A 338-nucleotide genomic window follows, 5' to 3' on the forward strand; every position below is an offset into this window, starting at 1 on the left:
AGCTTTAGAATTGATAAAAAGACTGCTGGGAGAAGACCATCCCAATGTTGCCACCAGTTTGAATAATCTGGCAGGACTCTACGATTCTCAAGGACGCTACAGCGAAGCGGAACCCTTGTATTTGCAAGCTTTAGAATTGAGAAAAAGACTGCTGGGAGAAGACCATCCCAATGTTGCCACCAGTTTGAATAATCTGGCAGGACTCTACGATTCTCAAGGACGCTACAGCGAAGCGGAACCCTTGTATTTGCAAGCTTTAGAATTGATAAAAAGACTGCTGGGAGAAGACCATCCCAATGTTGCCACCAGTTTGAATAATCTGGCAGGACTCTACGATT

General features: G+C 44.7%; 1 protein-coding gene. It reads left to right on the top strand.

The features are described 5' to 3' along the window. A partial coding sequence (locus MiSe_RS50015) for a tetratricopeptide repeat protein (protein ID WP_226595070.1) occupies positions 1 to 338 on the top strand: 338 nt, incomplete at both ends.

It is taken from the genome of Microseira wollei NIES-4236 (genome assembly GCF_020521235.1).
Taxonomy (GTDB): Bacteria; Cyanobacteriota; Cyanobacteriia; order Cyanobacteriales; family Aerosakkonemataceae; genus Microseira; species Microseira wollei.